Annotated in this window: 22 protein-coding genes and 4 tRNA genes; 8 read left to right on the top strand and 18 right to left on the bottom strand. The window is 47.7% G+C overall.

The window, feature by feature from the left end:
• Positions 1–69: 69 nt before the first annotated feature.
• Both AMD24_RS00935 and pyrF read right to left on the bottom strand, forming a co-directional pair.
• A complete protein-coding gene (locus tag AMD24_RS00935; RefSeq protein ID WP_062100268.1) occupies positions 70–1,173 on the bottom strand; it encodes a DegT/DnrJ/EryC1/StrS family aminotransferase in 1,104 nt (367 codons plus the stop codon).
• A gap of 310 nt (positions 1,174–1,483) precedes the next feature.
• Positions 1,484–2,209 carry an orotidine-5'-phosphate decarboxylase gene (gene pyrF, locus AMD24_RS00940; RefSeq protein WP_062100269.1) on the bottom strand — a complete coding sequence of 242 codons (726 nt, stop codon included), beginning with the start codon at positions 2,207–2,209 and terminating at the stop codon, positions 1,484–1,486.
• 10 nt (positions 2,210–2,219) lie between these two features.
• On the opposite strand from pyrF, the gene ispE reads away from it, so the two are divergent.
• Entirely contained in the window at positions 2,220–3,083 is an 864-nt protein-coding gene (gene ispE, locus AMD24_RS00945) for a 4-(cytidine 5'-diphospho)-2-C-methyl-D-erythritol kinase (RefSeq protein ID WP_062100270.1), read from the top strand.
• 628 nt (positions 3,084–3,711) lie between these two features.
• Here the strand turns inward: ispE and AMD24_RS00950 are convergent.
• Positions 3,712–4,653 (bottom strand): TerC/Alx family metal homeostasis membrane protein, encoded by a 942-nt coding sequence (locus tag AMD24_RS00950; RefSeq protein ID WP_062100271.1) that lies wholly within the window; start codon positions 4,651–4,653, stop codon positions 3,712–3,714.
• Between the two features lie 126 nt (positions 4,654–4,779).
• Here AMD24_RS00950 and AMD24_RS00955 point away from each other — a divergent pair.
• Both AMD24_RS00955 and AMD24_RS00965 read left to right on the top strand, forming a co-directional pair.
• Positions 4,780–4,853: transfer RNA gene (locus AMD24_RS00955), tRNA-Met, on the top strand.
• A 652-nt stretch (positions 4,854–5,505) separates the two neighbouring features.
• Entirely contained in the window at positions 5,506–5,943 is a 438-nt protein-coding gene (locus tag AMD24_RS00965) for a universal stress protein (protein ID WP_062100273.1), read from the top strand.
• Positions 5,944–6,068: 125 nt separating this feature from the next.
• Here the strand turns inward: AMD24_RS00965 and AMD24_RS00970 are convergent, their stop codons facing one another.
• The 3 genes from AMD24_RS00970 to ilvB form a co-directional block, all read right to left on the bottom strand.
• Positions 6,069–8,384 (bottom strand): hypothetical protein, encoded by a 2,316-nt coding sequence (locus AMD24_RS00970; RefSeq protein WP_158404318.1) that lies wholly within the window; start codon positions 8,382–8,384, stop codon positions 6,069–6,071.
• Between the two features lie 91 nt (positions 8,385–8,475).
• Positions 8,476–10,719, bottom strand: a complete 2,244-nt coding sequence (gene priA / locus AMD24_RS00975; RefSeq protein ID WP_062100275.1) for a replication restart helicase PriA — start codon at positions 10,717–10,719, stop codon at positions 8,476–8,478.
• A 105-nt stretch (positions 10,720–10,824) separates the two neighbouring features.
• The gene (gene ilvB / locus AMD24_RS00980; RefSeq protein WP_062100276.1) at positions 10,825–12,609 is read right to left on the bottom strand and encodes a biosynthetic-type acetolactate synthase large subunit; all 1,785 of its coding nucleotides are present in this window, start codon (positions 12,607–12,609) and stop codon (positions 10,825–10,827) included.
• A gap of 395 nt (positions 12,610–13,004) precedes the next feature.
• On the opposite strand from ilvB, the gene AMD24_RS00985 reads away from it, so the two are divergent.
• From AMD24_RS00985 to rho, 3 genes are all read left to right on the top strand, one after another.
• A tRNA-Gly gene (locus AMD24_RS00985) sits at positions 13,005–13,075 on the top strand.
• A gap of 321 nt (positions 13,076–13,396) precedes the next feature.
• Positions 13,397–14,005: a dephospho-CoA kinase gene (gene coaE, locus AMD24_RS00990; protein WP_062100277.1), complete on the top strand. Its 609-nt coding sequence runs from the start codon at positions 13,397–13,399 to the stop codon at positions 14,003–14,005.
• A complete protein-coding gene (gene rho / locus AMD24_RS00995; RefSeq protein ID WP_082382988.1) occupies positions 13,998–15,314 on the top strand; it encodes a transcription termination factor Rho in 1,317 nt (438 codons plus the stop codon). The genes coaE and rho overlap by 8 nt, the downstream gene beginning before the upstream one ends.
• A 55-nt stretch (positions 15,315–15,369) precedes the next feature.
• On the opposite strand, the gene AMD24_RS01000 is transcribed toward rho, so the two are convergent.
• Positions 15,370–16,179, bottom strand: a complete 810-nt coding sequence (locus AMD24_RS01000) for a rhomboid family intramembrane serine protease (protein WP_148565162.1) — start codon at positions 16,177–16,179, stop codon at positions 15,370–15,372.
• Between the two features lie 116 nt (positions 16,180–16,295).
• Between AMD24_RS01000 and AMD24_RS01005 the strand changes: the two genes are divergently transcribed.
• On the top strand, positions 16,296–16,631 hold the full coding sequence (locus AMD24_RS01005; RefSeq protein ID WP_158404320.1) for a thiol-disulfide oxidoreductase DCC family protein: 336 nt from the start codon (positions 16,296–16,298) through the stop codon (positions 16,629–16,631).
• A gap of 314 nt (positions 16,632–16,945) precedes the next feature.
• Here the strand turns inward: AMD24_RS01005 and AMD24_RS01010 are convergent.
• Positions 16,946–17,020, bottom strand: a tRNA-Arg gene (locus AMD24_RS01010).
• 51 nt (positions 17,021–17,071) lie between these two features.
• Positions 17,072–18,265 carry an MGDG synthase family glycosyltransferase gene (locus AMD24_RS01015; protein ID WP_158404322.1) on the bottom strand — a complete coding sequence of 398 codons (1,194 nt, stop codon included), beginning with the start codon at positions 18,263–18,265 and terminating at the stop codon, positions 17,072–17,074.
• Between the two features lie 139 nt (positions 18,266–18,404).
• On the opposite strand from AMD24_RS01015, the gene AMD24_RS01020 reads away from it, so the two are divergent.
• Complete coding sequence (locus AMD24_RS01020; protein ID WP_158404324.1) at positions 18,405–18,836, top strand: NUDIX domain-containing protein; 432 nt, start codon at positions 18,405–18,407, stop codon at positions 18,834–18,836.
• 50 nt (positions 18,837–18,886) lie between these two features.
• Here the strand turns inward: AMD24_RS01020 and AMD24_RS01025 are convergent.
• The 9 genes from AMD24_RS01025 to murA form a co-directional block, all read right to left on the bottom strand.
• Positions 18,887–18,959, bottom strand: a tRNA-Ala gene (locus AMD24_RS01025).
• Positions 18,960–19,439: 480 nt separating this feature from the next.
• Positions 19,440–21,209, bottom strand: a complete 1,770-nt coding sequence (gene ptsP, locus AMD24_RS01030) for a phosphoenolpyruvate--protein phosphotransferase (RefSeq protein ID WP_062100282.1) — start codon at positions 21,207–21,209, stop codon at positions 19,440–19,442.
• A 61-nt stretch (positions 21,210–21,270) separates the two neighbouring features.
• A complete protein-coding gene (locus AMD24_RS01035) occupies positions 21,271–21,585 on the bottom strand; it encodes an HPr family phosphocarrier protein (RefSeq protein WP_062100283.1) in 315 nt (104 codons plus the stop codon).
• A 1-nt stretch (position 21,586) separates the two neighbouring features.
• On the bottom strand, positions 21,587–22,543 hold the full coding sequence (gene hprK / locus AMD24_RS01040; protein WP_082382989.1) for an HPr(Ser) kinase/phosphatase: 957 nt from the start codon (positions 22,541–22,543) through the stop codon (positions 21,587–21,589).
• Positions 22,540–23,319: an LPS export ABC transporter ATP-binding protein gene (gene lptB / locus AMD24_RS01045; RefSeq protein WP_082382990.1), complete on the bottom strand. Its 780-nt coding sequence runs from the start codon at positions 23,317–23,319 to the stop codon at positions 22,540–22,542. The genes hprK and lptB overlap by 4 nt, the downstream gene beginning before the upstream one ends.
• Before the next feature lie 26 nt (positions 23,320–23,345).
• Positions 23,346–23,939 (bottom strand): LptA/OstA family protein, encoded by a 594-nt coding sequence (locus tag AMD24_RS01050; protein WP_062100285.1) that lies wholly within the window; start codon positions 23,937–23,939, stop codon positions 23,346–23,348.
• Positions 23,936–24,409: a hypothetical protein gene (locus AMD24_RS01055; RefSeq protein ID WP_062100286.1), complete on the bottom strand. Its 474-nt coding sequence runs from the start codon at positions 24,407–24,409 to the stop codon at positions 23,936–23,938. The genes AMD24_RS01050 and AMD24_RS01055 overlap by 4 nt, the downstream gene beginning before the upstream one ends.
• Positions 24,402–25,220: a 3-deoxy-8-phosphooctulonate synthase gene (kdsA, locus tag AMD24_RS01060; RefSeq protein WP_062100287.1), complete on the bottom strand. Its 819-nt coding sequence runs from the start codon at positions 25,218–25,220 to the stop codon at positions 24,402–24,404. Before kdsA ends, AMD24_RS01055 begins: the two co-directional genes overlap by 8 nt.
• 55 nt (positions 25,221–25,275) lie before the next feature.
• Positions 25,276–26,547, bottom strand: a complete 1,272-nt coding sequence (gene murA, locus AMD24_RS01065; RefSeq protein WP_062100288.1) for a UDP-N-acetylglucosamine 1-carboxyvinyltransferase — start codon at positions 26,545–26,547, stop codon at positions 25,276–25,278.
• Positions 26,548–26,553 lie beyond the last annotated feature (6 nt).

The raw sequence follows: 26,553 nt of genomic DNA on the forward strand, positions 1-26,553 counted from the left end.
GAGACACATCCCCGCTGCCAGGCTTTTACAGTGCTTTACAAGTTACAGGTACCTACTTTGTCTGCCATATCATCCTAGGAAGAAGTGCCGAATTTGGCTGCAGACAAACTCAATTTGCTCTCCCGTCAACTCAGGATAGATCGGAAGGCTGAGACATTCGACTGAAGCACGCTCGGCTACCGGAAAATCGCCAACTCGATACCCAAGGGGAGTATAGCATTGCTGTAGATGCAGAGGCCGTGGATAGTGTATGGAACACTCTATTCCTTGCTGCAACAGAAATTTCTTAAGTTGATCACGTTTTGGGTGTCGTATGGTGTATAGGTGCCATGCGCTTCTGCAGCCTTGTGGTTCAATGGGAAGACGCAGCGGTACATCCGCCAGCATTTGGGAGTACAGTTCCGCTACCCGGCGTCTACCTTTGATCCAGGCTGTTAGATGCTTTAGCTTAACACAAAGCACCGCAGCTTGGAGCCCTTCCATCCGGTAATTATAACCGATTTCGTTGTGATAGTAACGTTGTTTTGTCCCATGCTCGCGGAGCGAACGAGCGCGAGCTGCGAGGGTAGCATCGTTAGTGAGAATAGCTCCTCCCTCCCCAAAAGCCCCAAGATTCTTTGCAGGATGGAAACTAAAGCAGGACAGCGTGCCAAATGAGCCTACCTTACGTCCACGATAGATGCCCCCATGTGCTTGGGCTGCATCTTCTACTAAAGGCAGTGAATGGGCACTGGCAACTTTTAGAAGATGAGAAAGGCTACAGGGTAGGCCATAAAGATGTACGGGAAGAATGGCCTTGGTTTTCGGGGTGATGGCCTTTTCCACTTGCGCAGCGTCAATGTTAAAAGTGGAGTCCTCAATATCTACATATACTGGTCTTGCACCCATATAGGAGATGGCCCAACTTGTGGACGCGAATGTGTATGGTGTAGTAATGACCTCATCCCCAGGTCCTATACAGAGGAGACGAAGAGCGAGATGTAAGGCAGAGGTCCCACTATTGACCGCCACAGCATGTTGTACGTTGCAGAACCTGGCAAATTGCTGCTCGAAATCTATGACGTCAGGCCCCAGGCAGAAGGTGCAGTGTTCTATAGTTTTCCCCATTGCCTTCTCAAGTTCCTGGCGTATAGAGGCAATTTGCAAAGAAAGGTTTAAACAGGTTATTTTCATGAAGTTCTCTTGTCTACGCCTGGAAGAAAAAGAGGCTCAATAAGCAAAAGATTGTTTTCATTTTTGATTATTTTAATAATCCACTTATTATGTCGTGCATGGTAAGATACGGGGCTCCGGTTTTAAACCGGCGCTACCGGACACTGTTGGTCAGCGTTGATTGTGCGATCTAAGTGTTCGTAAAAGGAATAAGGATGTGGGGTTTCCTAGAGGGGGGCCTTACTGGTAGACGGCTTTAGGTGTCTCGTATGCCTCTCCCCCTTCCAGGAGGGGGATCTCCGGCTTCACTCCAAAAGGGGATAATGGCATCCTAACATCCTCCCGTTTTTGAAACAAATCCTGTCGTTATTTCCTTCTTAATCCTGAGCAGTGCCTCAAGAGGTGATGATGCAGTAGTGATTGGACGCCCGATAACTAACCAATTAGCTCCTAATTGAGCTGCCTGTAGGGGGCTAAGAGTGCGCTTTTGGTCGTCCCCGAGAGCCCAAGTTGGCCGAATGCCCGGTGTTACGATTTGAAGAGAGTTCCCAAAGAAGTTCCTTAGGGGAAGAATTTCCAGCGGGCTTGCAACGACCCCTCCTCCCAGATATTGCACGGCGAGACCGGCAAGCCGGAGTACCTGTTCTTCCACAGTCGACGAAACTCCAGTGACGGCAAGAGTATTTGCGTCACAGCTTGTAAGGACACTTACTCCTACCAAAAGAGTAGAAGTTCCTTTCACACTTTGAGCGGCTGCTTCCAGCATGTCAGCCCCCCCACAAAGATGAACAGTTATCAGATCCGCTCCAAGGGAGCACGCAAGCGCTACAGCTTGAGCCACTGTATTAGGAATGTCGTGAAATTTTAGGTCTAAAAAGACCTGCACTCCTATAGCTTTCAATCTTCGCACTATTTCTGGCCCCTCACGCACAAAGAGCTGCGGACCTACCTTGAAGGCATCGGCTTCGGATCTAAGAATTTCTACGATTCGCACAGCGTCATGTAATGTATGTACGTCTAGGGCTACAACAATTTTTGTTTTTGTCAGGCTGTGCATATTTTTTTATATGAAACCGAGGAAAATAAAACTGCACCCTCCGGCTAAGATCAATCTCTTCTTGAAGATTATCGGACAAAGGACGGACGGATATCATGAGATTAAGACGCTAGTTACTCTCTTAACACTGGAGGATACCCTCCATATAGGGCTGACTCCAGGTCGGGGGATTGTTCTAGCATGCAATGATCCCGCCCTTCCATGTGGCAGAACCAACTTAGCTTTTATTGCTGCTAAATCCTATCTGGAAGCAGTCGGTTCCAGCCTTGGCGTCCGCATTACTTTGGAAAAACGTATTCCAATAGCTTCCGGGTTAGGTGGAGGTAGCAGCGACGCGGCTTTTGTACTGCTTGCCCTTGATATTTTGCATAGTCACTCATTGAGAGGAGAGGTTCTTCATTCCATTGCTGCGAGCATTGGCTCAGATGTCCCCTTTTTTTTAAGGCGGAGAACGGCTTGGTGTCATGGGCGGGGAGAAATTTTGGAAGCTGAAAATTTCCGTTGCTTCGAAAACCGTACGGCGGTGCTAGTAAAGCCTCCATTTCCAGTGGAAACCTCATGGGCCTATCAAAGCTGGGCCAATGCAAGGAAAATACCAGGCTTCCTTTACTGCCAGCAACCTTCGCCATGGAGTGAACTCTACAATGACTTAGAGGTGCCAGTTTTTGAAAAATTCCCTCTTCTAGGCCTTATTAAACAATGGCTCCTCAGTCGCCAAGAGACAGAGTTTGCCTTAATGTCTGGCTCAGGCCCGACACTCTTTGCAATTCTACGGCAAGGAGCTTCCTCACATGAGTTAGAGACCGCAGCTGCCTCAGAGCTTGGGGACGATCTTTGGGTGCACACTTGCAAAGTCCAGTTACCAAAATCTTAGGAGGGGAATCCACCATGTCACCCCCCCTTCTGGTAGTGGAGATCAGGCGCGATCTTTTCCCGCGTTGCAGGGTGTTACAACCAATAGCAAAAATGGGGCCTCCCTTGGCTAAGGGCTATCCTACCATCCAACAGGAGAACAACAAAAGGCCTGCGCCTTGACTGGGGATCCATGAAAATATTGCCTTGTTTCTCCTGTAATTTTTCCTTATCCCCCCGTTTTTTTACAAAAAAGAAGGTAAGTCATACATCAAATCGAGTGGCCGTGTTTGTGATGGGCCGTAGGTGGCGCGTTGTGCCTCCTAGCAGTGCAAGACGGCAAACCGACACACCCAAGGTGTGTCTAGGATCTAGGTCAGCTCGCTTCCAGAAGTCACCCTAGGATTGGTTTGATTTTCACGCTTGCGAATTAACCCAGAATGTCATGGAGGGCTTGGAGGAGACACAGGACCATACTGCTACTTCTCAGACGATCAAGTTTTGATAGTAAGTTGTCGATGGCGTTAGGCGATCCCTTCCGCACAGGGGGCGTTTTCGCTGAGCTTTTCTAGAATAAGCTCCTCCAAGAATGGGGGTTCTGGCAATGCGGCCGCTTGCTATGAGCCCACATAGATTCATTGTTTGATTCATTATTTTTTAGGTGCCGCTAAAATGAGAGATGCTAGGACGGAACCTGACAAAAGGGCGAGAATAACAGTGAGAGACCGCACTGCATTTATACACAGTGATGTGTGGCTGAGCATCATCTTTAATCCAATGAACACTAGAGCGGCGGAAAGCCCTAAGTGCAAGAAGCGAAACCGATCCACGCATCCTGCTAGAGCAAAGTACATTGCTCGCAGCCCTAAGATTGCAAGGGCATTCGACGTTAGCAAAATGAACGTGTCACGGGTTACCCCGAACACAGCAGGAATGGAGTCGACCGCAAAGATTAGGTCCGTCGCCTCGATGATCAATAATATGACGAACAAGGGGGTTACCAAGATTCTATCGTTTTCTCGGATAAAAAAAGAGCTTTTATGGAAGTCTTTTGAAACTGGAAAGCATTGTCTTGCCCACCTTTCCACCAGAAAAGCAAATGAATGTTCGTTCGGCCGCACAAGCATGCGTATTCCCGCTACTATCAGCACCCCGCCGAAAAGATAAGTAGCCCATTGGAAGAAATACAGAATCTGGAGTCCAGCGAGGATAAAAATACCTCGCATTCCTAGCGCTCCAAGCACCCCCCAGAGCAGGACACGGTGCTGCGCGGCACCTTCTACCCGGAAATGACGAAAAATGAGAGCGAATACAAACATGTTGTCTAGGCTTAAGACTATCTCTACTAGATAAGCAGCCAAAAATTCTAGTCCAGCAGACTGCTGTAGTTTTGGTGTCTCATATCCGCCAACCCATCCCATATAAATTCCTGCATTGAAGATTGCCGCCAATCCAACGCGGAGTGCTATAGCGGACAGAGCTGAATGAAAATCGATAGCACCTTTACATCGACCTAGCGCCCCTAGATCCGAGGCAAATAGAACTGCAACAAACCCTCCGAAGACTACCCACCAATACCAAGACACCACCATAGTGCATTTTATTGTGTAAGCCCTCTACCTACTACTTTCCAGCCAATTTCTGAGAGGCGATTCACACGACTCACAAAATTCCTCTTGCGGATACTGAGCTACTTGATCTACTCTAGCCTGGTGAATCGCGGGGTGGAGCAGTCTGGTAGCTCGTCAGGCTCATAACCTGAAGGTCGGAGGTTCAAATCCTCTCCCCGCAAATATGCCTCTTGTTTCTGCTTTCCCAATTCGGCTGCCGTGGGTCTTTCTTGGATGCAGTTGGATAGGGGGCACTTTGCCGCTCTGTTCCGGCTTGTAGTCACGAAGTTTTTCTAAAGTGGAATGTAGAGGTCCTCCTAATAGGAGTCATGCCTCTGTGTCCCTTTCATAGAGAGAAATTTGGAAAGGGCACAGCCCACTCGAGGCGCACAATGGCTGCAGATCACCAGAGACTCAAATCTATTGTGGGCTACTTTGCCTATTGTCCCTATTCTATGCTGTCATCGCGTCTATTTTGAACTTTATTTTATCCAGCTCCTAGTGGTTCCTCTATACCAAGGCAGGTTAGTTGTCCTCCCACTCCTTGCTAGTAGAATCTGCGCTTTTAACGTCATTTAGCTGCCTACTTTTCAGGAAAAAGTCAGGCTCAACAGAAAAAACGTTAAACGTTATTAGACAAATAAGTAGTGATCCTTCTGATTTCTGTCTCGATAGAAGATATTTATTGGTACGAAAGGGCTGCTTTCTATGATGGAATCTATGATGGAAGTAAGGCAAGGACAGAAAGCTCCTCCTTCAAAACTTTCGTTCCACCTTAAAAGAAGGACTACACTGTCAATTTTCCTCTTCCGGCGCCGCCGATGTCGACTGCCCATGTATCATAATATATTGATCCCTCTAGAAAACAGTATAGCAGACTCCACAATTTTAGAGCACGTTTGTCGGTTAGCTCACTCAATCGGTGGATACCTGCACCTTCTCCATGTAGCAAGTGGATGGGTAGCTAGAAACTATGATCAGCTAAATCTTACTGAGAGTGAAGAAATGAAAAACGATCTGAGGTACCTCGAGTCCGTGGCACAGGCTCTTCGAAAGGGGGGCCTCGAATGCAGTTATGAGCTTGCCATGGGAGAGCCCTCCAACGAGATTATCCGGATTGCCAAAGAGCGCGAGGTAGATCTAATTGCCATGTCTACCCATGGACACCGCTTTCTGGGAGATTTTATTTACGGAAATACTGTCGACCGTGTTCGCCATCTGGTGGGGGTTCCCGTACTGCTCCTCAAGGCCGCAGGTAAGGGGAAAGATTAGACTACACTTGTGAAAAAGGCCGTCCCATTTGGACAGATAACTATTGGTGTTACCGTGATTGTAATCCATCTCTTAAGGAGAGACCTAACTACTCTAACATCCTTCCAATATTTGTCCCCCAACCGTCAGAACTGGATGAGGGGTTTAAGCCGCTTAAGTCGCCAGTCCGGTCGCGAGAGCGTGCCCCTTGATTCGAATTCCAGCAGCTTACTTACTGGAAGAAGCACCATTCCAGGAACCCCTTGTGCATTGACTCGAACGGTCATGTTCATTTTTCCAGTAAAAAAGTCAACATCTCCGCAACCTAGAAGGTTAAATCCTGGCCCAGCTATCTGTAGATTCTTGGTACTTACTTTCCGATTTTCGACTTGAAAAGCTACGCAGGCCTTCCTTGCGGGTTCATACCCAATACCGGGAATAATCTGATTCAAGATAATAGAAAGAGGTCTAAGAAATGGGATTGAGAGAACACTGCCTTCCTCAATTCGAATATAACCACTTCCCAGCATGCCTTCTTCCCTATCTGTACAAGCCCGAAAACGATAGTTTCCAGTTAAAAACCCATTAGACCTGGTATAGCCGAAAAAGAGTTCTGTAAGACGCGAACACTCGATGTGGGAAAGACGAACATCTAGTTCGAAAGTTGGCGGAAGGGTGTCAGGATGAATACTGGCCTGGAGGGCTATCGAGCCCTGGAAGAGGGCAGCAGACGGGATCCGTATTTTTACTTGAGTCCCCTCTATGCACACTGTTGCTCGAGTTGGTCCGAAGCACAGTGTTCGCCCAAATAGATCATAGTCTAAACCAGACCGAGAATAGATTTGTACTGAAAGTGCATTAAGCTGAGGATCGGAAGGGTATAGGCACCCGTCTACTTGAACAATGGGAGGGGAGCGAAATCTGTAAGGAGAAACGACCTGCGCGAGTTGTGGGCTTATCCAAAGCATAACGTCCTGCGGCATCAGTGTGGAGACAACATTATATAGCTGTATCTGCCCCTTCCCAAAATTATAGGAAAGGGTTCCGGATCCTCTCCCTCTTTTGCATCTCACCTCAAAATCGCGACAGGTGACGGATTGGGGAGAAATTTCAATCTTGGAGGAGCCGTAATCTGCCCACGCGCCCCGCACAGCAGTGCGGCCAATGCTCAATTCCCCTTGACCGTGGAGAAAGTCTAGTGTGCGACCACTAAGCCGGAGAGTAAGCCTGGGTGAATCCAGAAATTGCGTCTGATCCAGAAGTTTGCGAACCTTTAAGCCGAAGAGGTCAGAGAACTCCTTAGGATTTAGCGTGCTACCCAGCCGGATTTGAAGAAGCTCCTTGATCTTTCTGACATCCGCACGGAGCACGCCAGAGCGACACTGAATGGATAGATCTTGTATAAACCACTGCCTATCCTCAAACAGAAAACCCAACTCTAGGCGTTGTAAGAATGACTTTCCATAAAAGAACTTGCACACGGCTGCAGAACCGAGAACTTTGTACCGTAGGTGATCTCCTTTCCAGGAGAGATGCGTTGTCAAGTCAATTTGTGAAGAAGCTCCTGTTTGCAGTTTGTGCACGACAAGCTTCTGGAGCCTATTGCGGGGGAAGAATTCTGTGAAGAACGGTTGTAGATTAAGAGAGCTACTTATTGCAAACTTCCCCTCTGAGGCAAGGAAATCTACCGTTCCAGATCCATCGAGGTTACCTTCTGTATCCCTCATATATAGTTTATAGATTTCTAAAACTCCGTTGGTACAACGAGCCCCTAATTCCATCTCCCGAAGAAAAATACTGCAATATTGAATATTCTTTGCATGAAGGGTTATCTTGTGCGCCCGGAACGTCTGAAAAGCAATAGGATCTCCCTCCACGACTATGTCTACTTGGGCTGGCTTATCTAAATATCGGATTTTTCCTAGCTCTCTGACTATACGCTCTATCATTTTCCAGTTAGTCCAGTCAGGCTGCCTTTTCAAAGTGCTTGCGAGAGGCTGGAGGAGTGGATTGCGAATGGAGCCACTGACCACAAAGCGGATGTTTCCAAAAGTAAACTCTGCGATAGAAAGTCTTAGATAATGGGATTGCAGGAGCATTCTAGCACTTAGGTCTTGAATAGATAAATGACTCTCCATTTCATTCAGTGGGGAAACATCCAACGAGGCTCCATCCAGTTGCACCTCATTGATAAGGATCTTTCCCCAAAGGAATTGGCTGATACTGAATGAGAAGGTAAGACGTTGAGCATGAATGCATACCCTTGCAGATTTTAGAACAGTATTTTTCGCAATAAAGCCCTGAAAGGGACTAAAAGAAAGGCGCTCGATCTGAGCCTGAAGGCCATCTCTTTTCAGAGCAAGCTCAACGCGACGTTTTATAATCTCTCCAAACCCAACACTCCAGAAGAAAGTTAGGCCTATTGGTAGACTAACAAGTAGAATAAGCAAAAGAGAAAGCACTAGCTTGACCATGGGTAAGCGCAGGAGGGAACTCCACAAGCCAAGGGGTCTGTGAGACAGAGGATTAAAAGGTCCCCCCTTAGTCGAGCTTTTAAAGAAGTTGATAAGGATCTACGTCTACAGAAAGAGCCACATCTGATGGAATGGGTAATTTACCCAAAGCAATCCGTAGAGCATGTACAACTGCGGAAACTCCTTTAGTGCGAATTGCAAGGTGGAAGCGAAATTTTCCCCTCGCCCTTTGTAGGGGAGCTGGTACAGCGTCGCCTATCCTAACTGTAGGCGGCAGTATCGCGGCTAATTTATGAGCTATTCTCTTGGCAATGGACTCAGCATGTTCTCGAATGCTGGAACGTAATGTGAGGAGAACGAGATGGGAAAATGGAGGGTGTCCGCAGTATCGTCTGAATTGTATTTCTTGCTCAAAAAAACCCTCGTAATTGCGGTGACAGGCGAATTGGATATAAGGACTAGAGGGGGTAAATGTTTGTACGAGGACCTCTCCCTGTGTTGCTCCTCGCCTAGCCCTGCTAGCTATCTGGGTGAGAAGCTGGAAAGTTCGTTCTCCCGCACGGAAGTCCGTTATATGAAGACTAAGATCGGCATTTACGATGCCAATGAGAGTTACATTGGGGAAATGGAGGCCCTTAGTAAGTATCTGTGTGCCAATCAAGAGGTCAATCTGGCCAAGTTTAAGGAGCCCTAACACTTCCTCGTAAGCATTCTTACGCTTCATAGAATCGGCATCTACTCTAACAATACGAGCAGTAGGAAAGAGTTGTTTGGAAATTTCCTCGATCTTTTGTGTACCCATTCCTGTATAACGAATGGAGAAATCTTCACAAGAGGGACACCTTAAAGGGGCTAAAGCTATGTAGCCACAAAGGTGACAGATTAGCCGAACCCCTATGTGATGATAAGTCATAGAGAGACTACAATCGGGGCACCGGCAGACGTGGCCGCAAATGGTACAAATCATTGCGGTAGAAAACCCCCGACGATTGAGAAAGAGAATGGTCTGCTCATGGCGATTCAGGCGTTCTTGAATGGCTGAGCATAGCGGTTCACTTAGAATAGACTGTAGCCTCCCTAAGCGTCTCAGTTGGCGGAGATCTAAAATACGCATGGTAGGCAGAGAACGGTTTTCTACATGGTTCTTCAACCGAAGGAGACGGTACTTGCCTTTACGCGTATTGAGAAAGCTTTCTAGTGAAGGAGTGGCACTGCCCAACAGAATGGCACATTTCTCCCGGGTAGCTCTCAGAACGGCCATATCTCTTGCGTGATATTTAGGAGATTCCTCCTGTTTATAAGAACCTTCGTGTTCATCATCCACGATGATGAGACCAAGATCGTTTAGCGGGGAAAAGACAGCACTGCGCGCCCCAATCACCACTAGAGCCTGTTTGGAATGGATTCTCTGCCATGCATCAACGCGGCTACCTCTAGAAAGGTGACTGTGTACCACTATTACTTGATCCTGAATAGAGGGGAGACGAGATCTAAGACATTCCGTTATTTGGGGAGTTAATGAAATTTCTGGTACAAGTATGATTGCAGTGCGACCGAGGCGCAGGGTTTCTTCAATTGCACCCAGATAAACCTCGGTTTTGCCACCTCCAGTTGCCTCATACAAAAGTATTGGCCTGGAGTTTTCAGGATCTCGAATGTATGTAACTACCTCTTGTAAGGCTATCTCTTGTTCTGCACTTAACGCAGATGTCCTGCTTTGTAAGTGCACCTTTCCACTGCAGGAATGTCGCCGGTGTGCTTGTGCCCTCTCAATACAAAGAAGACCACGCTGCTCCAAGCTGCGAGCCAGAGAACCAGCCCGCTTCAATTTTTTTTCTACGTCAGCAAGTGCTAGTTTCCCCTCCGGATCCTTTAAAAGACTGAGTAATAGTTGTGCTTGACAAGGGGCCTTCTCCCTCAAGAGCGAGAGTTCGTCGGCGTCTATCTTGCGTGCTAGTTTGAAAATATAGCGTTCTTTGGAGGGCGCCTGCACCTTGCGCATGATAGCCGGCAACATACATCGCAGCGCTGCCCCCAAGGGGCAATAGTAGTACTCAGCCATCCAATGCGCCAAGCTGATCAGTACAGGCTGAACTGAGAGGGTCTCACTTACTATTTCATAAATGGCACGCAATTTCCCCCCCAACTCATTTCCGACAGACTCAGAAACATCGATGACAACCCCTTGGGCAACACGTGTGCGAAGGGGGACAAGGACGCACATTCCTACCTTTACCTGATTTTGAAGCAGTTCCGGGACGAGGTAGCTTAGTATCTTTCCCGTAGACTGGCCCACTATAACTTTGGCAACAACTATGGGCATCCCAACTGGCTAACCCTGGTTAGCTATGCACGGAAAAGAGAAACGACACATAAGCCCTCTACGGATGTGGAACCCAGTCCGGCCTCTTCTAGAGCTAACTATCCCTCATTCGGTTAAGACATCCTTGTAGGTCATACCTGCAGGAATCATTGGGAGCACATGCTCTGTATACGGTACCATGACATCCAATACATAAGCCTCCTTACTGTCCAGCAAGCGTTGGATGGCAGCACAAAGATCTCTTTTATGACAAACACGCTCCGCCTGTACCCCAAATCCTTTACAAATTGTCACATAGTCGGGATAAATACGCTCGGGATCTCTGGGGTCACCAAGGAAAGTATGGGCGCGGTTGCTGCTGTGGAAGCGATCCTCCCACTGGACTACCATACCAAGATGCTGGTTATTGAGGATGATAATTTTAGCGGCGATGCCTTCGATGTGGGCAGTAGCTAATTCCTGGATGTTCATCAGAACTGACCCATCACCGTCGATGTCAATTACCTGTTTGTCCGGGCAGGCAATTTTGGCACCCATAGCAGCCGGATATCCAAATCCCATGGCACCGAGACCAGCTGAGGTCAGGAAGGTGCGTGGATGGGTAAATTGATAGTATTGAGCAGCCCACATCTGGTGTTGTCCCACTCCAGTAGTCAGGATGACCTCACCACAAGTTAGTTCATCAAGCAGACGGATGACGTACTGAGGCTGGATCAGATCGTCTGTATCCTTGAAAGCGAGCGGATGCTGCTTCTTCCATGCCCCAATCCGTTCGTACCACTGTGTGAAGCGGTCGAATCCTTTAGTAATTCGGCTTCTTCCCATCTGAGACAAGAGGTGGTTTGTTCTGGACAGGGCATATTTTAAATCGCTAAGGACAGCAACCTGTACTGTCCGATTTTTATTGATTTCAGAGCGGTCAATGTCAACGTGGACGATGGTGCCGTGCTTACAGAACTCTTCAAACTTGCCTGTAACGCGGTCGTCGAAGCGCACCCCGATTGCCAGGAGGAGATCAGCCTCATTTACCGCATTGTTAGCATAAACCGTACCGTGCATACCAAGCCACTTGAGGGAAAGAGGATGGGTTTCTGGGAAGCAGCCAATGCCCATAAGAGTGGTCGCAACAGGGATCTGCGTACGCTCGACAAATTCAAACAATTCCTGACTAGCGTTGCTAGAAACCACTCCGCCTCCACAGTAGATCATGGGGCATTGGGCCTTCTCAATTAGTTGGATCACCCTGTAGAGAACCTGGTCCTCGATTTGCGTAATCGGGTTATACCCGCGAAGATGAATCTCTTCCGGATGCTTCGGAGAGACTCTTTGAGTCTGAATGTTTTTGGGGATATCGATTAGCACTGGCCCGGGGCGTCCGGATTGGGCAATATAGAAAGCCTCTTTCACCACTCTAGGAATGTCTTGGATGTCGCATAACAAATAGCTATGCTTCACCACTGGTAGTGTCATTCCAACGATATCCGTTTCCTGAAAAGCGCCACGTCCAATCATTGATTGAGGGACTTGACCTGTGATAGCCACCAGTGGGATTGAATCCATGAATGCGTCAGCAATGCCAGTGACTAGATTTGTAGCTCCAGGACCAGAAGTAGCCATACAAACTCCCACGCGTCCACTTGCCCTAGCATATCCCTCCGCTGCAAATATGCCCCCCTGTTCATGACGTGGGAGGACTACGCGAATCTTTCGGGATTGGGTAAGCGCCTGGTGAATCACCATGGAAGCACCACCTGGGTAGGCGAAAATAACTTCCACTCCCTCCTTCTCTAAGCAGTCGACAAGTATTTCGGCTCCATTTGCCTCCCCATTGGGAGATGGGCTTTTGCATGCAGACTTGTTAGAGGCATCATGGGAAACGCAGAAATTCATAACGGTCTTTATAAGGATTTCTCACCGAAACTAGAACAACACTGTCCACGGTGCTAGGCGACAGCATAATGTGCAAACATCAGTAAGGGCAAGAGCTAAAGGTCTCGGGGCTAATCTGGTTCTAGCATTTATTTATTGCTATTGAGTCTAGATAAGAGGGGCTCATCTGCTAAAAATAGCACGCCAGAACCCGAAGCGTGGAGCTGTACAGAAGAAAGCCTGAACCCTAGTGACGCACGCTTTAAGTCTAGGGGGCTGACTAATTTTTCAATTTCCACGGCATCCAGGAACTCTACCAGCGGAATAATCGCTAGATACTTATCTCCACGAAGTAAACTTTTTTCAAAAAGGTTGACTATTCTAGCCTATTGGGCCATCCAATGGAGGCTTCTTGTGCGGGTATAGCTTAGTGGCAAAGTTCCAGCCTTCCAAGCTGGCCAGGAGGGTTCGATTCCCTCTACCCGCTCTCCCTTATATACTGTATCTTGCACAGCACAACTAGGCCCATGGAACGATGAGGCGCCTGCAAGTATGTGCGGGAGTTTACAAGAGTAGCGTGTAAATCACTCATGCAGCAGCCGACAGGGTCCCCTTTCCCAGGGGCTATAAAAAGTCCTGGCTGTATCTATATATTTCCCGTCAGACGTTCTTGTAAGAAGACTCCAACGATATCGACCCTATACCAGTCTCTCAACGCAAAAAAGCAGTGGATTCTGGAATTTAATTTCCAGTCTCAAGTTCCATTCTCTACTTATGGCCGGCAGTCATTAGTGGCTTATTTCACGCGATGCGTACCGTACCTACTGTTGCCATTACTGGAGGAATCGCTTCAGGAAAAACCTCTTTCTGTCGGCATCTCTCTGTCTTTTTGGAGAATACCGAGTGGTTTGATGCGGATGCTTGTGTCTCAAGGTTGTTAGATGGATCAGAGGAAGTACGGGTGGAAACCGCAAAAGTACTTGGGAAGGGGGTATACGTGGGAGGAAAATTGGACCGCGCGCAGGTACGTTCTCGCATTTTTTCTGACCCTCGTCGTCGGGTGCAATTGGAGCGTGTTCTACATCCTCGTGTGAGGAAAATATGGATGGCGCAGGCAGTCCGTTCTAAGGCAGTTGGACGTAAATTTGTAGCAGATGTTCCTCTGCTCTATGAAGCAGGTTGGGAAACGGCTTGTGACTTTATTGCAGTGATAGCCTGTTCCTCTGCTAAACAACTGCAACGCCTGACTTCACGAGGTGTTTGCGAGTCGCTTGCCCGCAAAATGATCGCTGTACAACTTCCAATGGAAGAAAAGATGCGCCGCGCACATGAGGTGGTATGGAACAATGGTCCGCTCCAACTGCTTACCGAGCAAGCCCGTATAACAGCTGACTACTTGAACGAGCACTATGGATAAAGCAAAGCTTCCCCCGGGATACGGGTCTTCATGCTCACCTCACTGGAAACAAGAAGTCTTTTCGCTAGATTTTCTGCAGAAAAAGTCCCTCCGGGAATTAGTAGATTTAGCAAAAAAGAAAAACATTCGCATGCGGCCAGAAGTATCCAGACACTATCTGGTTTTGGATCTCGCCCGTTCCGCCCTTACTGTTCAAGAAGTGTCAGGGGGAGGGATGTTAGAAATGAGTGGAAACCACGGTGTTTTGCGGTCATCGTTTTTTAACTTTAAACCTAGCGTAGAAGACATCCAAATTCCTGCTCCAATTATTCGGCAATTTTCACTCAAGCCCGGCTTGGAAATTCGCGGTAGCGTTTGTATGGCGATGGAAAGAGGATGTGGTTTCATCCTTAAAACTGTGCATACTATCGAGGGGGTTAAAGCTGCCAATTGGATGGCTGCAAAGGACTTTGAGAAGTTAACCCCTATTTTCCCACAACGGCGTCTCATTCTAGAGAACAGAGTGTATCCCTCCATCTCTGTCCGCGCTATGGATATTGTTGCCCCACTGGGGATGGGGCAGCGTGGGTTGATCGTTGCCCCACCAAGAGCAGGGAAAACCATGCTTATGAGAGACATTGCACGAGCAATTATTGCCAACCACTACGATGTCCACCTCATTCTCCTTCTTGTTGACGAGCGACCAGAGGAAGTTACCGACCTAAGAAGAGATGTTCAGGCTGAAGTCATCAGTTCCACTTTTGACGAACCGATTACTCGCCATATTCAGGTTTGTGAACTGGTTGCTGAGAGAGCCAAGCGGCTTGTGGAACTAGGCAAGAACGTAGTGATTCTCCTAGACAGCATTACACGGATGGCTCGCGGATACAACAATCTGCGACCAAAGAAAGACCGCACAATGAGTGGCGGCGTCGCTTCTCAAGCTCTCACCCGACCCAGAAAGTTTTTTAGTGCTGCAAGAAATATCGAAGAAGGAGGAAGCCTAACCATTCTTGCTACAGCCCTTGTCGACACCCAAAGCCGCATGGATGACCTCATTTTCGAGGAATTTAAGGGCACCGGGAATATGGAAGTACACTTAGATCGTACTATTGCCGAACAGCGCATCTTTCCCGCTCTCCATATTGTTAAGTCAGGTACTCGCAGGGAGGAGCTACTATATCATCCAGATGAGTATCAACGTGTGCTTCTCCTTAGGAGGCAGCTCTCTAGCCTACCTGCAATGGAAGCCATGGAAATTCTTGCTGCTAATCTCGAGACCACACGTACAAATGCCGAATTATTACTAGTCGGGCTGCGCGGAATTTAGGAGTCCGCGCGAGAGATTCATTCCCCTCTTCTCCCAACTCCCCCGAAAATTAAGATCAATTATCCCTCCGGGGTGAGGGATTCCTTTCATTGCCAGGAGCAGATGGTAGATGCTTTAAACAGTATTCCCGACCGTTAGAAGAAGAAACTCGGAAGTCCATATCTGGAGCAGAAATTTCTGTCGCGCCACAAGTGTAACAATAGTGCAGGGTTTCCTCTAAGTGCGAGTACGGAAAAAGTCGTACTCGGCGTTTGTAAGTCTTTCTCCCGTAAAGAGCTTCTTGCAGAACGGCGGGAACAAAGAAAACAAGGTAGTTTCCAAAAGAAAGGATCATAGCTATTTTACCTAAGATAGAAGAGAGACAGAAAGGGTAGGCGAGAATAGCAATGCTAATCCATGCCAGCCACTTGACTTTGCAAGGTAGAAAAAAGAAATAGACTGGATACTCTGGATCTAGAGTGGCAAATGCAAACAAGATTGAAAGATTGAGGTACCAATTGAACATGCTTCCACCATTCCCGGTTAAAAATGCAGCAGATACACCGCCTAACACGCCTAACCAAAAAAACATGTTTGTACGCAATGTACCCCAGCTGGATTCCAAAAAGTCTCCCAGAAACCAGAGCCACAGGATGGAAAACAGGATCCAAAGATAGCTCGTAGTTTGTGGGATAAACGTCCAAGAGACAATCCTCCACAGCTGGCCGCGCAGAACAGCAGAAGGATCTAAAGCTAGGTATTCCAAATATCCTGGTACTAGCTTAGCAAGGATAAACACTAGAAATTGGGCCGCCGATACATGTCGCAGTAATCTTGGGATAGCGATCCAACTTATTTTTTCCTCAATTTTATCTTTCCAATTCACGTAGGTTCTGCTAGCGAGACGGCTGCGCTCGGCTGTATATGACGAGTATACCCCCTCCCATTTTATCTAAGTAACTTGAGGTGTCCACCTCCTTGACAATTCTTCCATATCCCCTCTTGATTTTCGACGGTGACTGTCGCTTTTGCCAGCGGCAGGTGTTGCGTTGGCGTAGAGTTACTGGTGACAGAGTTTTCTATATACCTTATCAGTCCATCATCGTAGATCGGGAATATTTGGGGGTTTCTAGACAAGAATTTGAGAGTTCGATTCAGCTCCTGGAGAGCAAGAGAAAGCACCGTAGACAGGGAGCGGATGCTGTACTCCATGCGCTCGCTTGTGGGGATAGAATATGGAGAGGCTTCGCTACTCTCTATGATCGATGCCCGGCTTTTGCCTCAGCAAGCGAGCTCCTTTATCGTGTAGTTGCGCGTGCTAGGGGGGTCTTGCTGTAGGAAACCCCCCTTACTTCTTGCTTTGTAGGTACAACCCCCCCTTACTGTGTGACCTTCCTATGGCTTGTAGAGCTTCGCAAAGGACAAAAAGGATGGTAGAGCCAAAACTCCCTAGTGGCTCTCGCGTTTGTTAGTTCAAACATAGTTTTTAGATTCTTTGTGTCTATCGCAGGTTGAAGGTTGGCAGCAAGGTTAAGGAAAACCGGTCAGATAATGTCCTCGCAGTCTGCGCCTACGGATTCCCTCCCTACGTGGGCCCCACTCAAGGAGTGGGAACCAGACGGCGATTCTACCCAGAAACTCACAGAAGAAACTACACTCGTCGGGATTTGAACCCGAAGCCTTCGGCTCCGGAGGCCGATGCTCTGTCCAATTTGAGCTACGAGTGCATGCGAGGCTGCAACTCTGCTGGGTTAGGTACAATAAATTAAAGAGTCAAGTCACAGAGAAGAGAACACTGCCATTTTTAGTAGCAGTTTAGCGATTTTGCGAGAGGCTGAGGGGTAGCTCACCTTAACTATGTTTTTCTTCCAAAATTTCCATAGGATCGCGTCTTCAGAAAATGCTCTGACTACCGCATTGCCTATATTAGTAACAGATCCTGCAGCGAGAATTCCAATTTTAGCTTCCTCAATCAGTTGAATGTTACCTTCTTCTTGTCCTGGAACAAAATGACTCACGACCATCGGGCACTGAGCAGCTATGGCTTCCTGAGTTATTGCACCCCCCGCTTTACCAATGAAAAGATGGTGGGAAGCAAGTAACTGTGGTACTTGTTTTGTCCAGCTGAAAGTCCTTAGTCTTTCTGAATTAAGTCTAGCTCGGATGGTTTCTGCCACATGGGGGTGTTTACCCGAGAGAATTGTCAGGTAAATATCTGGCAACGCTAGGAGTAGCCTTGCAACACGAAGAGAGTGTGTCACTCGGGTTGATGGCAAAAAGAGGATTTTCCATGGAGGAGGCGTTGACTGTGGCAGGGGCACAATATTTTCAAAATCCAAACTAACGGGGAACCCAAGCACGTGTATCCTCCTGATCGCCACGCCATGCGATGAAAGAACCCTAGCCGTGGAAGCATCAGCGACGACAAAAGCGTCAGACGGATAACGATACCACACTGAGTTAATCATTGTTGAGTCTGTCACAACTGTAACAAATGGTACTTGAGCGGCTTCGGAGTGCTTACGCACTCCCCTAATAAGGAAGCTATAAAGAGGGTATGTGGAGATGATAATATCCGGGCCGAGTTTCTCTATCTGTCTATTGAGCTCACGCTTAACAAGCCCCAAAAAAGGAAGTGTGGCTTCTACGGTTCCCTCTCGGTCAAAAGCAAGAAATGCTACTTTCCACAAGAAAGTAAACTGATTGATAGCTAGAGAATAACAGCGTTGTATCCAGTGATTAAGATGAGGGAGGGCAATGCCAAAAAGGTCCATAACATGGACCTCAGCATATGGAGACTCACTCAGAATGGCATCACGAACATTCCTAGCAGCTGTATTATGACCCTCTCCATGGCTAGCGGAAAGAATGAGGAATTTCACGATATCGGAAGAACCAAAAAGAAAAAAGCGTAGAAGGTGAAAAGATGCGGGCTTACATGATAGCAGATTAATGTTAGGATTCCCATCCATCTTCCCCATTAACATCAGCTGAAGTTATGCGATGTCTGCCGCTTACGAAGAGAATTGAGGAAATAAATTACATCTGTGCAGCACGAAGCGAGTCAGACTGTGTGATCTCATTCTAATGAAATTCCTATATCGAGCCAATGTGGCCCTCATTTTAGAAAACACTGATGGAAAAATCCTCATCGGCGAGCGAAGTGATATAGCCGGAAGTTGGCAATTCCCCCAGGGTGGGGTTCGGCATGGGGAAAGCCTGGAAGAGGCACTCTATCGCGAGGTCGAAGAGGAAGTTCTTCTCCTCCCTTATCTTTACCGCATCCATCAGTCAAAAGGACCCTACCACTATCGCTTCCCAAAAACATGGAGGAAGGGCAAGATTATTGGTCAGCGACAGCACTACTTCCACGCCCTACTCCTCTCGGAGAGGACCTCTCTGAAGATGGGGGACACCTCAGGTGAATTCCGTTCCTTACGTTGGATTGATCCAGACGAATTTCAACTAAAGTGGCTACATCCCATGAAATGGGAGGTGTATATCCGGGTCTTCCGGGACTTCTTTAATATGAAACTTTCCTGATGTCACTTTCTTTTTGCATTGATCCAGGTCTTGTGGATGTTCTCAGGCTATGGAGCCATGGGGACTCGAACCCCAAACCACCTCAATGCCATCGAGGTGCTCTACCAGTTGAGCTATGGCCCCAATTACCCTTTTGGAGAAAAGTGGCACTCTTGCAGACAACTCCCTATAGAGATAGGCCTGCAGTTTCGTGGACCGGAAGGTGTCTACGAAAAAGCTAAAACCGCCTCCTTTTTCTCCAAAAGAAGCATCCCAGTAGGGATAAGTACACATCCCAAGCGAAGATCACAATTCCTATTTGGAATAAGGAAGGGCATCCGACTACAAGAAAAAAGGGCGATAAGGCACGTAAATCTAGGGTGAAATGCAAGAAAGAAATACGTAGGGTGGATCCTTGTTGGCATTTACAGCACTTCTTTCTCTTCCGCTGGCCGCCCAGCCTTTGGAAAGGGTATTACAGGATCAAAATGAGATCGATATGAGAAAGAAACTAGTGTAGAATGGGCAGGGGACAGTAAACAAATCATATTTCCTAAACACCGTGGCTCTCAGGTGTCCAACTACAAGTTGCGTAGCGATCATGCGGCAGGTGCCGCAGTAGTCTTATGCAAGAAGTTCGCTGTAGTGGAACTTGGCAATAGAAAGACATTTTTCTAAAATTGCAGCGCTTGAATGAGCTTGTACGGAAGCTTTGGCAAGGCTGATACATGTCCCCATGTCCAGACTTTGCACAGCTTTTTTAATACGGGGTATAAGTGAGGTGCCGACGCTTAGTTCGTCAAGGCCCAGACCAAGAAGAAGAGGAGTGAGGCGGATATCGCTAGCTATCTCTCCGCAAAGACCTATCCAGATGCCCCGTGCATGCGCAGCTTCGACCACCATTTGGATGAGACGGATAAGTGCAGGATGCGTGGGATCGTAAAGGTGCGCGATTTGTTCATTGACCCGGTCTACTGCTACTGTATACTGGATCAAGTCGTTGGTTCCTATGCTGAAGAAGTCTACCTCTTCAGCGAGGGTGTGAGCAGTCAGCGCAGCGCTGGGAACCTCGATCATTATTCCCACTTCTAGGTTTTGTTGGAATGGTATGCCCTCTTCTTGGAGTTCGGTTTGGGATTCTTTGAGTAGAGCGTTTGCTCTGCGAAGTTCGGTGATACCGGAGATCATTGGATAGAGCAGACGGATGTTTGTTTCGACGGCGGCGCGCAGAATGGCCCGAAGCTGTTTTTTAAAAAAATTTGGGTGCTGGAGACAGAAACGGATGGCTCGGCAGCCTAGGGAGGGGTTCTGTTCCTTTTCCGGATGCAAACTCTCGACGGTTTTGTCACCTCCGGCATCTACAGTACGGATGATAACTCCGTACGGTTTTGTGCGCTGCGCAACAAGGCGGTAGTTTTGGTATTGTTCTTCCTCAGATGGTGGGATAGATCGATTGAGAAAAAGAAATTCTGTCCGATAAAGACCAACCCCCTCAGCTCCGTTTTTATGGACGTCCTCTACTTCTGCCAATAGCCCAATATTGGCAGAGAGGATAATATGGAAGCCGTCTCTAGTGATAGAAAGTGTGTTGCGGATAGACTCTAGGCGCTCCTCCACTGCTTCTTTCTGGTTGGCAAGCTTTCCGTAATGGTCAAGCGTCTCTACTGCAGGATTATGGATGAGGCTGCCTCTGTAGCCATCTAGTAAAATTTCATCACCTGTTCTAACCCTGCTGCAAATACCTATTATCCCAAAAATGGAAGGAATATTAAGCGAACGGATAATGATTGCCGTGTGGGAATTTCTACTACCAACCTCTGTTGCGCAGCCTAATACGGCTTTCGTATAAAGGAGAACAGTATCGGCTGGAGAGAGACTATGGGCAATCACAATGTAAGAGCCTTTCGAAATCTCATCAAGCTTGTGGAGGTGAAACTTACCCAGCATATGCCGAAGCATCCGCCTGCGAACGTCTTCAATGTCTGCCACTCGTTCGCGGAGAAATGGATCACCGATGTCATGCAGGGTTCTGCAGTAACGTTCTACCACTCGATCGAAAACATGCTCAACGTTCTTCAGCTCGCGCTCTAACGTTTTTAGGACCTCATCAACAAGCGTGTGATCTTCTACTACAAGAAGATGAGCTTCAAAGATACTGGCATCCTTCGCGCCAATAGCGCTAGCAATTTTCCGTTGGATTCCCAAGATCTCAGCTCTGGTAGCAATACGAGCCATCTCGAATTTTTCAATCTCCTGTGGAAGATCCTCCAACGCAATTTGCCGAATCGGGGTTTGTTCATCCTCGTGTCGGTAAATGAAGGCTTTCCCATGGCAGATTCCTTCTGCGATGGGGATCCCATGAAAAGAATACTCCCCCACACCTCCACTCTGCATACTAGAGTGTTGTGTCACATTTTCTACCAGGTAAGTAAGTACTCTAACGCCATTCTACCAGTCATTCTTCACCGAAACGGCTTTCTATAAGCTCTTGGATCTCAGAAATAGCTTTTTCAGAGTCCGCTCCTTCTGCAAGGAGTTTCAACTTGGTCCCCTTACAAGCAGCAAGCATCATAAGACCCATAATTGACTTCCCATTGACCCGCTCCCCGTCCCTTTCTACCCAGAGGTCCACGTGGTGTTTGCTGGCAAGTTTAACAAAGAGGGCAGCTGGACGCACATGTAGTCCGTTCTGATTCTGGATAATGACCTCCTTTTCTAGCCGCGGAGAAACTACTATGTTAACCTTCTTTTGACGTGCGGGTGGTCTCATTTTACTTTGCTCGGTGAACGCTCATAATCTGTAGTAACCGCTGATTAAATTCCACTGCGCTGTTTGAACCCATGCTTTTTAGTTTCTGGTCCAGAGCAGCGACTTCCACTAATCTGCCCATATCGCGCCCCATTTTTACTGGCAGTATGACATGGGGAATTTTGACCCCCAAAATATCATAAAAATCTGTGTCTAGCCCAATTCTATCTACATCTTCTAGTTCGCGCCAGTCCTTCAGCGTAACAACAAGATCGACTCTTTTTTCAATGCGGACGCTACCGATCCCAAAAACTGCGGCTACGTTGATAATTCCAATCCCTCGAACTTCCATATGGAATTTGGTGATATCAGAGGCCATTCCAACTAGCTCACGTCCTTCTACAAAACGGATTCTTGTAATATCATCGCTGACCAAGCTGTATCCGCGTTCGATAAGGCCGAGCACACATTCACTTTTTCCAATTCCGCTTGCTCCACGTATAAGCACTCCAACACCCAAAATGTCCACCATGCTACCATGCTCGGTTAACGTTGGGGCAAATTCAAACTCGAGTGCAATGGTAGCCGCATTAATAAACCGCATGGTAACCATATTGGTACGGAAAACAGGTGTTCCATGGTGCTGTGCCTCTTCCAGTAGCAGCGAAGAAACGCTGAACCCTCGCGCCACTATTAAGCAAGGGATGTTATTGGCAAACAGACCGCGCAAGCGGCAAGCAAGAAGTTTTATTTCTAGGCTGCGCAAATAGCTCTGTTCGGCTGCGCCAATTACTTGTATTCGCTTGGAGGCAAAGTAATTATAGAATCCACTGAGAGCTAAACCGGGGCGGTTGATAGTAGGTTCCATGATCCGACGTTCCATCCCTTGTGAAACATTACCTTCCAAGGAGAGTCCCAAACGCTTCAGATGTGTAGCATAGAAATGCCCAACGGTTATAAAATGGGATCGATCTGTCACATGGTGAATGTCTCTCCAAGGTAAAGCTTTCGACTAATGGGATCATTGAGGAGAAAATCTTTGTTTCCCTCACTTTCTACCCGTCCTTCGTAGAGGAGATAAGCGCGGTCCACGATGTTAAGGGTTTCGCGTACGTTGTGGTCGGTAATCAGGATGGCCAGTCCAGAAGTGCGCAAGTTGGTAATAATCTGTTGGATATCATGAACTGCGATGGGATCCACTCCACTAAATGGTTCATCTAGCAGAAGGAGAGAAGGATTGGTAACCAGGGACCTGGCGATAGTAAGGCGCCGTTTCTCCCCTCCACTTAGCGTCAGGGCATAGTTTTTAGCAAGGTGTCCAATACCAAACTGATTGAGGAGTTGTTCACAGCGCTGTCTGCGCTCCTCAGCTCTCATGGAAGTTATCTCCAAAATAGCCAAGATATTCTCCTCCACTGTAAGCTTTCGGAAGATACTTTCCTCCTGAGGTAAATATCCCATACCCTGCCGAGCCCGACGGTACATAGGCATATTAGTGACATCTTTACCTCCGAGAAACACTCTTCCTCCATCTGGACGAGTCAACCCTACAACCATGTAAAACGTGGTAGTTTTTCCAGCCCCGTTGGGACCCAGCAGACCTACAATCTCTCCTGCCCGCACGCCAATGTCTACCCCATTGACCACAGTACGTCTGCCATATACCTTAACCAACCTCTCGGCATAAAGGATGTGCTGGTCAGAGACTAGATTGTCAATAGCAGTTGCTTGAGCAAGAGGAAAGGCGGTACCCATTTTTCATTTCTTAGTCAAAGGAAATTCTAGCTATCTTGCAACCCTTCAACAACTACTGTCTTACTTTGTCCAATGGTGCTGCTATGTCCGTCCTTATTAAGGATCATTCTAGTTTTTTTGCCCATAGCGATGTGGTTATTAGCCCCCTGCCGAAGTTGCGGCCACTCAGTAAGGAAAAGATTCCCAGTAAGGGAATCATAGTGAGCTCGCCCAGCACGGCCAATAGAGCGGACAGTTTGTCCCTCAGAGTTAGCATTTTCTTGGATGACAACTACATTACCAATTGCCTCAGCATGTTGGATACCTTGATGGTCCCTTCTCAAGGTAAGAATCAGGTGATCACAACAAAGTGCAAATTGAGGGCCCCTGACAATGACTCGACCAAAGAACTCGGCTATGTTGGTCTTATCTCTAAAAGTAGCCTCCCTTGTACAAGCGATCTCGATACTGTCTTTCGTTGCAGAACAACAACTGTCTTCCGGGTTCAGTTGGCTAGATACAGCACTCAAATGTGTGGTGGGAGTGATGAAAGTGTCACAATCGTTATCGACTAAAGTGTAGGCAGAGTGGCACTGAGAAGTGTAGGAAAGAAGGAACAGGAGGAACTGAGGGAAGGTCATTTCCAAGTTTGCAAAATTCCGGTTGGTTGACCACTATTGTGAATAGTTATCTTCACGTCTCCTTTGAGACTAACAAGGCGTTCCCTTGCCAGGAATACGACACTTTGGGCAACGGCACATATGCCGCGGCGATGGAGGATGATGCCGCCGCAGCCAGAAAGAATATGGGTGTAAAGGTCGAGGGTGCCTGAAGGTATGTCGATGTGGAAGGGATGGTTGTTTTCTTCAAGTAAATAGACTACCAAATCCGTAAAAATGGCATGGGTTTCATCTGTTTTACGAACAAGGTGGGCGTCAAACTGTGCCTCCAACCTTCCCATTTCATTGTAGTAGGGAACCCGGATACCAATAACGTCTTCATTTAGCGGGACAGGGAGATCCAGTTTACCGTTTGGAACAAGACGGGACGACTCTTCAAAAGGGAAGAGAGTAGAACAGAGGAAATTTGCCAGCAACAAAACTCTAGGCATTACATAAATGAATAGCCTGGAGAGTTCGGAGGAGAGAAGCCAGTCCCGAAAGGGGTAACTGGCTGAGACCATCGGAGAGGGCGCGTTCGGGATTAGGATGCGTTTCCAGAAAAACGCCGTCACAACCAGCGGCTACTGCTGCTCGAGCTAATACGGGGACTAGATGCCTATCTCCTGAGCTACTTGTTCCTGCACCACCTGGGCGCTGCACTGCGTGGGTGGCGTCAAACATTACATGGTAGTTCATTTCGCGTATCCAAAAAATGGAACGCATATCTGCAACCAAGTTGTTGTAACCAAAAGTAGTTCCTCTTTCGGTAAAGAGGTACCTTTTGCAGCCGCCTTTCTCCAATTTCTCAGCAATGTTTCGAATTTCCCAAGGGGAAAGAAACTGACCTTTTTTAACGTTTATGACACGCCCAGTAGAGGCAGCAGCAAGGATGAGATCTGTCTGCCGACAGAGAAAAGCAGGGATTTGAAGCATGTCAATGTAAGGAGCCGCAGTTTCAACCTCTGCTGGGGAGTGGACATCTGTAGTGACAGGTGCTCCAATGTCTCGTCCAACCTCTTGGAGAAGCTTACAACCTTCTTCTATGCCAATGCCTCGAAAGGATTGGAGAGAAGAGCGATTTGCCTTGTCGTAAGAAGCCTTAAAAATAAACGGGGCTCCTTCCCTGTCACAAATCTCACGGATCCTTTGGGCTACTTGGATGAGAAATGGGCGTGATTCAATTACACATGGACCAAGTATAAAAAGAAGTCTACCGCCGCCCAGCTGTCTATTACCGATAGAAATGACAGGCGCATTCACCGCAAATGAAGCAAAAGTACAGGGAGCCTCTCTTTGTTATTTTTACTACGTTGGACTAGCGGAGGGATGAAGTTTTCACTCGCTCGATGTGGGCTCCTAGGCCATTGAACTTCTCGTCAATCCTTTCATAGCCACGGTCAATGTGATAGACCCGGTGAACTTCGGTAATCCCTTCTGCTTGAAGTCCTGCCAGGATAAGAGCAGCAGAAGCCCGCAGGTCACTGGCCATAACTGGAGCTGCTCCTAGAATAGGTACACCCCGTATAGTAGCAGTAGCTCCTTCTAGTTCTATGTTAGCTCCCATGCGTTTTAATTCTGCAAGATGCATGAAGCGCCGTGGAAAAATATGATCCGTTACAGTACTTAGGCCCTCAGTGGTACTTAGAAGGGCGCACATCTGAGCCTGCATGTCCGTGGGAAATCCAGGATGTGGCTTGGCATCAACCTTAAGGGGTTGGCTTTTCCCCCTCTTATGAAGGGTGATGGAGTTTGTACCTATTTCTATCCGTAGCCCAGTCTTTCTTAGTGTTTCAGTGACACTTTGCAAGTGTTGAGGAGCAACATGCTGAACTGTGACCCCTTCTCCACAAATGGCGGCAGCTACAAGAAAAGTTCCAGCTTCAATCCGATCGGGAATAATTTCATGTTCTGCCCCATATAGCTCTTTGACACCTTCAATCACAATGCGAGAAGTTCCAGCACCTTCAATACAGGCACCCATTTTTACAAGAAAACTTGCTAGATCAACAACCTCTGGCTCTTCAGCAGCGCCCTCGATTACTGTAATACCGTCAGCTAACGCAGCTGCCATCATAACATTGTCTGTACCTAGAACTGTGGATCCGTGCTTACCGCGCAAAAAAATGGTGTTGCCCTTAAGTCGAGGAGCTAGGGCTTTTATGTTGCCTCCTTGCATTCGGATAGCTGTACCCAGTTTTTCAAATCCCCTCAGATGAAGGTCAATGGGGCGGTCCCCGATTACACATCCTCCTGGTAATGAAACCGTGGCTTCGCCCTCCCGCCCTAACAGGGGCCCTATGATGCAAATAGAGGCTCTCATTTTTCGAACAGTATCATAGAGTGCCTGAGTGCATATTTTTTGAGCGCAAACCCGAACAATTCCGCTGGCTCTTTCTACTTCACAACCCAGTGTACTTAGAATGGTAAGCATATAGTGGATATCGCTTAAATCCGGCACACGACTAATGGTACACTTACCCCGAGTCAGCAAGGTAGCTGCCAGGATAGGCAATGCTGAGTTCTTAGAACCTCCAATTTTTACTGTCCCTCGGAGAGGACGACCGCCATGGATAAAGATCCTGTCCATAGGGAC

Source organism: Candidatus Xiphinematobacter sp. Idaho Grape (genome assembly GCF_001318295.1).
In the GTDB taxonomy this organism is placed as follows: domain Bacteria; phylum Verrucomicrobiota; class Verrucomicrobiia; order Chthoniobacterales; family Xiphinematobacteraceae; genus Xiphinematobacter.

Bases quoted from the DNA above. Each gene is read 5' to 3' on its own strand.
- ptsP (WP_062100282.1), bottom strand. From the start codon at position 21,209: ATGCAGAGTGGAGGTGTGGGGGAGTATTCTTTTCATGGGATCCCCATC.
- AMD24_RS01035 (WP_062100283.1), bottom strand. From the start codon at position 21,585: ATGAGACCACCCGCACGTCAAAAGAAGGTTAACATAGTAGTTTCTCCG.
- AMD24_RS00950 (WP_062100271.1), bottom strand. From the start codon at position 4,653: ATGGTGGTGTCTTGGTATTGGTGGGTAGTCTTCGGAGGGTTTGTTGCA.
- lptB (WP_082382990.1), bottom strand. From the start codon at position 23,319: ATGGGTACCGCCTTTCCTCTTGCTCAAGCAACTGCTATTGACAATCTA.
- AMD24_RS01050 (WP_062100285.1), bottom strand. From the start codon at position 23,939: ATGACCTTCCCTCAGTTCCTCCTGTTCCTTCTTTCCTACACTTCTCAG.
- AMD24_RS01055 (WP_062100286.1), bottom strand. From the start codon at position 24,409: ATGCCTAGAGTTTTGTTGCTGGCAAATTTCCTCTGTTCTACTCTCTTC.
- rho (WP_082382988.1), top strand. From the start codon at position 13,998: ATGGATAAAGCAAAGCTTCCCCCGGGATACGGGTCTTCATGCTCACCT.
- priA (WP_062100275.1), bottom strand. From the start codon at position 10,719: ATGCCCATAGTTGTTGCCAAAGTTATAGTGGGCCAGTCTACGGGAAAG.
- AMD24_RS00935 (WP_062100268.1), bottom strand. From the start codon at position 1,173: ATGAAAATAACCTGTTTAAACCTTTCTTTGCAAATTGCCTCTATACGC.
- murA (WP_062100288.1), bottom strand. From the start codon at position 26,547: ATGGACAGGATCTTTATCCATGGCGGTCGTCCTCTCCGAGGGACAGTA.
- AMD24_RS01015 (WP_158404322.1), bottom strand. From the start codon at position 18,265: ATGGATGGGAATCCTAACATTAATCTGCTATCATGTAAGCCCGCATCT.
- coaE (WP_062100277.1), top strand. From the start codon at position 13,397: ATGCGTACCGTACCTACTGTTGCCATTACTGGAGGAATCGCTTCAGGA.
- pyrF (WP_062100269.1), bottom strand. From the start codon at position 2,209: ATGCACAGCCTGACAAAAACAAAAATTGTTGTAGCCCTAGACGTACAT.
- ispE (WP_062100270.1), top strand. From the start codon at position 2,220: ATGAAACCGAGGAAAATAAAACTGCACCCTCCGGCTAAGATCAATCTC.
- ilvB (WP_062100276.1), bottom strand. From the start codon at position 12,609: ATGAATTTCTGCGTTTCCCATGATGCCTCTAACAAGTCTGCATGCAAA.
- AMD24_RS00965 (WP_062100273.1), top strand. From the start codon at position 5,506: ATGTATCATAATATATTGATCCCTCTAGAAAACAGTATAGCAGACTCC.